Source organism: Peribacillus sp. YIM B13481 (assembly GCF_042787985.1).
Classification (GTDB): domain Bacteria; phylum Bacillota; class Bacilli; order Bacillales; family DSM-1321; genus Peribacillus; species Peribacillus simplex_A.
This window is the reverse complement of record NZ_JBHZPE010000025.1, coordinates 60,646-66,645: the sequence shown is the minus strand read 5'-3', so window position 1 is coordinate 66,645 and position 6,000 is coordinate 60,646. Positions and strand designations below refer to the sequence as shown.

Below are 6,000 nucleotides of genomic sequence, written 5' to 3'. Positions count from 1 at the left end.
CAAAAATCCTTTTAGATTGTCAACAGCCCCATAAGGGACACTTTTTTATGTGTGTCCGTTATCCGGGGTATAGTTCAATTCGGACAGCCGCTTTTCCTATTCACCCTTTATTGACAAACTCTTCATATCTCTCATCATGGGCCAGCCATGCCGCATATTTCCGCTTCATGTATTTTTCCGCTTCCCCAAATGTATCGAATGTTTTTTTCTGTTGTTTTCCGTTGATTTCAACAATCCATTCCTCTTCTTCATCTTCATAGATGAATATGTCCTGTTTTTCTCTTGTTGAATATAGGCATCCCTCTGGGGATTCTTTTACATTCAATTGATTTTTATGTGCATCGCGTTTAAGAGGCTCGGCAAAGAAGGTCTTTTCGACATATTGACTATATGCCTTTTCGGACATGGTACAACCGGCGGCTTTTTGATGGCCACCCCCATCGTACTTGCCAGCAACTTCAGAAACATCTATGTCATCGTGGATTGTCCGGAAGCTGATTCTTTTACTTCCGACCATCAGGATTGCGATATAATCCAAATGTGAGAATTCTTTCGACAGTTCGTTTCCAAGTTCTGAGTGATATGACTCTGCGTGGACCACACCAGCTGTATGTGGACCGACCGTAGCTTGATAAACTTCTCTTTTTTTCCTGTTTATGTACCGATCTACTCGACTTTCTTCTACATTTAGAAGCGTTTGCTCCACTTCGTCAAAAGTGAAACTTTCAGCAGTAGAAAGCTTATTTGCGATTTTCATTTCGAATTCCTCTATCGGAATCATGAAAAACAGGTCATTCAACCGTTTTGCCGTTGAATTTTTATTTACTTCCCATTCCCAAGTATCGTATTGACGGACCAATTCAACGAATTCAGCGACAATATTTGAAGGTTCCAGCAATTTATTATCAACTGCATACTGATAGAATAATGAAGTTGCTGCCGTCTGTTTACCGTCTTCCTGTTCGACAGTTACAGATGCCCAATCATGCTCGTTCAAATGCAGTGCTGACTTATGATGATCGATCAGCAGCGCTTTGCCTCCGTCTTCCACAAACTGCGTAATCATTTTTTCGTTATCTTCATCAACCGATAGATCAGTAACAATCAATGTATCCTCAATCTTTGCCTGCTCAAGAAATGCTCCTACATTTTGATTAAGGCGACCGATTGAATTATAACTAACCACTACTTCTTCTCCGAATGCCAGCTTAGCGACAATGCCGCAGCCGACTCCATCTAAATCATTATGTGTAAAGAGATGGTACACACAAACCCCTCCTAATAACTAATAATTTTACTTTTCCCTAAAGACAGGAATTTCAATTGCAATCTTTACAATTGTAGCATAATCATATCCGCATATTTTATCATGCTTTCATTACGCGATGCTTTTGTTCGTTTTTTTTTTCGAAAAACCACTAATGATTCATTATTTCACAGAAATTATACCCAAATATAATGAAAACACATTACTTTGAAATTGTATTTCCATGTATTCCTTTAAAACTGTCAGGGCAGCACAGTTAACCTTTAATGATTCAGACATCTCCCCGTTAGTGACTACTTAAAGTCTTACCCTATCCATCTTTCTAGGTCCCTCCCAATAAGTGGCCATATCCATTTTCAAGATTGTCCATACAACAGGGGAAAAATAGGAAGTCACAAATGCTTCATTGACCTTAAAATCCGGCAAATCAAAAAGCCGCAGGGAATGTTATTCCCTGCGGCTTTCCTGATGTGAAATCACTGTTCTATCAATTTTCCAAGGTTGGCCATTTCAATGGCACTAACGGCAGCTTCATAGCCTTTGTTACCTGATTTTGTTCCGGCACGTTCAATGGCTTGTTCAATGTTCTCAGTTGTCAACAAACCGAAGATAACCGGTACACCTGTGTCCAAGGAAACGGAAGCCATGCCTTTAGCTGCTTCATTGCAGACATAATCATAATGTGAAGTGGCACCCCTGATTACCGTTCCAAGTCCGATAACCGCATCGTATTTACCCGTATTCACAAGTTTCTTCGCAATTAACGGAAGTTCGAAAGCACCCGGCACCCACGCGATGTCAACATCATTTTCATCAACGCCATGACGCTTAAGGCCATCCAATGCCCCTCCTAAAAGCTTGCTTGTGATAAACTCATTAAATCTTCCTACCACGATTCCGACTTTCAATCCTGATCCTATTAATTGTGCTTCAATAACTTTCCCCATGTCCAATTCCTCCTAATTTTAAAAAAATATCATTTTTTTCATTTAAAGATTAATTTCGCTAAAAATCCTTCAAGCATTCGGGATGTTCAGTTCAAGTGCCTGTTTCCCGATTGTATCACTTTGTTCAAGATACCGAATCAAATCGGCTATCGTAATGAACTTCAGGTTGAATTTCCCAGCGATGACTTCTAAATCGGATACGCGTGCCATCGATCCATCATCATTCATGATTTCACATATGACACCAGCTGGAGCGGCACCGCATAATTTTGCCAAATCCACCGAAGCCTCCGTATGTCCTGCCCTCCTTAATACGCCGCCTTCTTTAGCGACTATCGGAAAAGTGTGACCAGGCCGTTGAAAATCTTCAGCAACCGAATCTTCTTTAAGAAGCTCAAGAATGGTCAAGGACCGTTCAAAAGCACTTATTCCTGTGGAAGTGCTTTTATGATCGACACTAACCGTAAAGGCAGTACCATGATGATCGGTATTTTCTCCTACCATAGGATGCAGGTTCAATTTCCCTGCCAGTTCTTCTGTAATGGTTGTACATATCAAACCTCGTCCATGAGTCGCCATGAAATTGATCGCTTCCGGCGTAGCCTTTTCGGCCAACAAGACGAAATCCCCTTCGTTTTCACGGTCTTCATCATCGGATACGATTACTACCTTGCCAGCTCTCAAATCCTCGATCGCTTCTTCAATTGTATGGAACATCATTACACCGCCCTTTTATTAGAATCCGTGCTCTGCCAAAAACTCTAAATTCAGTCCTGGTTTTGAATCGCCATTTTTCATTTGATGTATAATATATTTCCCTATCATGTCGTTTTCAATGTTAACGATATCGCCAGCCGCTTTTTGTCCCAATACGGTGTCCTGATGAGTCAATGGAATCAGAGATACAGTCAAAAGGTTTCGTTCAATTCCAAATATCGTCAGGCTCGTTCCATCAATGGCTACAGAGCCTTTTGGAATGCAAAAGGCACTGAGCCCTTCTTCCAATTGGATTACATAATATACGGCATTTTCTTTTCGTTCTTTTTTTATGATTGTTCCGGTCCCGTCGATATGACCTGAAACAAAATGACCGCCAAACCTTCCCTGTGCACTCATGGCTCGTTCGAGATTCACAGGTGATCCCAATTTTAACGTCCGGATCGAGGAAACTTTGACCGTTTCCGGCATTACGTCGACCGTAAACAAACTTTTCGTGAAGGACGTTACCGTTAAGCAGACCCCGTTGACTGAAATACTATCCCCCAGATGAACATCTTCAAGGATTTTTTCAGAACGGATCGACAACTCCATACTGCTTTTCCCTTTTTTCAAGGAATGGACGGTACCGATATCCTCGATGATTCCCGTAAACATATTTTTCCCCCTTTTATAAAATATAAAAAAACCCCTTAGGATGACCTAAGGAGTTAGCAGGAGAAATGAGTGAAAAAAACTGTATACCTAAAAAGCCCAATATTTTCTTTTTTGAAAAATTAGGCGTACGTATACACTTGGGTTCCACACGTCCTTCTCCCATCCAGACTGTACTGTCGGCTTTGGAATCTCACCAAATCCTGCCTTTATCAGGCTCGCGGGCTTAGAATTTCTTCATCACCGCCGGTTGGGATTTTCACCCGACCCCGAAGGACTAAAATAATATGAATCTTTGAATATTTTATCACCTTAAAGTGAGGATGTAAAATTTCTAAACTTAAATGGTTCATTTGTTACAGGAACTCCCTCACTTTATGGAAAAATGAAATTCCACTCCAAGTAACTTCGATGTGCTCCAAAAGGTTAACCGGGCCTAATTGGTGGAATAGGTTATAGGGATTACAATTCAAACAAGGAGGAAGCCCAAGCTTATTGCCATCAACAATTTGCTTTTCTTTCTATTCGTCGTCACGATGAATTTTTTAGCCAATTTCCTGCCTTTGAACGGCCGAACATCTGGAGAGATTTCCGATAAACTGGATGTCCTCTTCACTCCTGCCGGTTATGTATTTTCCATATGGGGTTTAATCTATTTTCTGCTCGCCATCTGGGTATTCAGGCAGTTTTTAAGTAAACATCAAAACAGCCCTGCCAATAAGGCATCCTTCCCTTGGTTCGCTTTAAGCTGTGTCCTAAATGGCGCTTGGCTTTTGGCTTGGCATTACGAACGATTTTTGTTATCCGTATTCATTATCATTGCTCTTTTGGCTATATTATTGGTCAGTTATACAAGCATTAAAAAAGTGGAGCATACTCCTTTCGACCTATTTCCGTTTTCCGTTTATACCGGCTGGGTGAGTGTTGCAGCCATCGCCGACATTTCTTATTACCTTACCTATATCGAATGGGACGGTTTTGGGATTTCCAGTGTAGCTTGGACGATCGTTTTGCTGATTGCAGCAACAATCCTGGCCTTTGTCTTTGCTGGTAAAAACCGGGATTGGTGCTATCCTCTCGTATTCGTTTGGACGTTCATTGGCATCGGGATCCGAAATGGTGCGCCCTACCAGGTAATCACAGACATTTCTTATATTCTGGCTGCTCTCCTTTTTATCGTGTCGATCACGACCTTCATTAAAAATCGGAAGAACTGATAGGGAAATCTGGTGGTCTAAAAAGCTTGCTGAAGATCGTGCCAGATGTCCTGCCAAGCTTCAAGGCCAACTGAGAGACGGACCAGTTGGTCACTGATGCCCATTTGTTCCCGCGATTCTTCAGGAACGGCAGAATGCGTCATGGTAGCGGGATGCTGGATCAATGTCTCGGCATCCCCTAGACTGACGGCAATTTTGATAAGTTTCAATTTATTGAGGAATTCCTGTGCATCCTGTTTTGTACCATGCAATTCGAAAGAGATAAGGCCGCCTCCGTGTTTCATCTGTTTTTGCATTATATAATGATCCGGTGAAGCTTCATCACCTGGATAATATACCTTTTTCACCTTTGGATGTTTCACAAGTTCATGAAAGATGTTCATTGCATTGGCTGAGTGACGGTCCATCCTGACAGGCAAGGTCTTTAACCCCCGCAATAGTAACCAGGCATCGAATGGTGAAATGATTCCACCGATATCCTTCTGTGTAGTCCCAGCTACCTGATTAATAAAGTCCTTCTTACCAACGACAAGGCCCGCAACGACATCCCCATGTCCGCAAAGATATTTCGTAGCACTATGAAGGACGATATCACACCCATATTCAAGGGGTCTCTGTAAGTAGGGTGTCGAAAACGTATTATCGACTACAATCGTCACATTATATTCCTTCGCTACTCTCACCACCATCTGTAAGTCAATCATTTTCATCGTCGGATTGATCGGGGTTTCTACATAAATGCAAGTCGTTTCCGGCCGAATCATTTTCCTTACCTTTTCTTCTGTATCCATTTCACAAAAATCATGAGTGATGCGGTATTTATTTTTCATTAACTGCAGAAGGCCAAAAGTACAACCATATAAACCCTGTGAACACAGGATGTGGTCATCCGTTTTAGTTAAGGCAAAAAGCACCGCAGAAACTGCAGCCATACCTGATCCGAAAGCAAGGCCAGCTTCCCCGCCTTCCAAAGCGGCAATCTTTTCTTCCAGCACTTGTACCGTCGGATTTCCAAGGCGTGAATAAATATATCCATCTTCTATACCGGCAAAACGCCGTTCCCCTTGCTCGGCCGTTTCAAAAGTGAATGTTGAGGTTTGGAATAATGGTGTTGCCAAGCTTCCTAAATGCTTCTTCGAGTCATATCCTTCATGTATGACTGCCGTTTCAAACTGTTTATACTTTCCTGTCATAACAT

At 41.9% G+C, this 6,000-nt stretch carries 5 protein-coding genes, 1 pseudogene and 1 riboswitch; of the genes and pseudogenes, 1 reads left to right on the top strand and 5 read right to left on the bottom strand.

Going from position 1 to position 6,000, the window contains the following annotated elements; genetic code table 11:
- Positions 1 to 100: 100 nt before the first annotated feature.
- The 4 genes and pseudogenes from ACFX4X_RS15195 to ribE all read right to left on the bottom strand — a co-directional run bounded on the left by ACFX4X_RS15195 (position 101) and on the right by ribE (position 3,588).
- Positions 101 to 1,267, bottom strand: coding sequence for a DHH family phosphoesterase (locus tag ACFX4X_RS15195; protein WP_284471888.1), 1,167 nt, complete (start codon positions 1,265 to 1,267; stop codon positions 101 to 103).
- Positions 1,268 to 1,743: 476 nt separating this feature from the next.
- Complete coding sequence (gene ribH / locus ACFX4X_RS15190) at positions 1,744 to 2,214, bottom strand: 6,7-dimethyl-8-ribityllumazine synthase (protein WP_061461475.1); 471 nt, start codon at positions 2,212 to 2,214, stop codon at positions 1,744 to 1,746.
- A 78-nt stretch (positions 2,215 to 2,292) separates the two neighbouring features.
- Positions 2,293 to 2,931: pseudogene (ribB, locus tag ACFX4X_RS15185) on the bottom strand (3,4-dihydroxy-2-butanone-4-phosphate synthase); the annotation flags it as partial.
- An 18-nt stretch (positions 2,932 to 2,949) separates the two neighbouring features.
- Positions 2,950 to 3,588 (bottom strand): riboflavin synthase, encoded by a 639-nt coding sequence (gene ribE / locus ACFX4X_RS15180; protein WP_377384559.1) that lies wholly within the window; start codon positions 3,586 to 3,588, stop codon positions 2,950 to 2,952.
- 147 nt (positions 3,589 to 3,735) lie between these two features.
- Positions 3,736 to 3,866: riboswitch (FMN riboswitch) on the bottom strand.
- 255 nt (positions 3,867 to 4,121) lie between these two features.
- On the opposite strand from ribE, the gene ACFX4X_RS15175 reads away from it, so the two are divergent.
- Positions 4,122 to 4,802, top strand: a complete 681-nt coding sequence (locus ACFX4X_RS15175) for a tryptophan-rich sensory protein (protein WP_284471889.1) — start codon at positions 4,122 to 4,124, stop codon at positions 4,800 to 4,802.
- A gap of 17 nt (positions 4,803 to 4,819) precedes the next feature.
- On the opposite strand, the gene megL is transcribed toward ACFX4X_RS15175, so the two are convergent.
- On the bottom strand, positions 4,820 to 5,995 hold the full coding sequence (gene megL, locus ACFX4X_RS15170; RefSeq protein ID WP_089362603.1) for a methionine gamma-lyase: 1,176 nt from the start codon (positions 5,993 to 5,995) through the stop codon (positions 4,820 to 4,822).
- Positions 5,996 to 6,000: the final 5 nt, after the last annotated feature.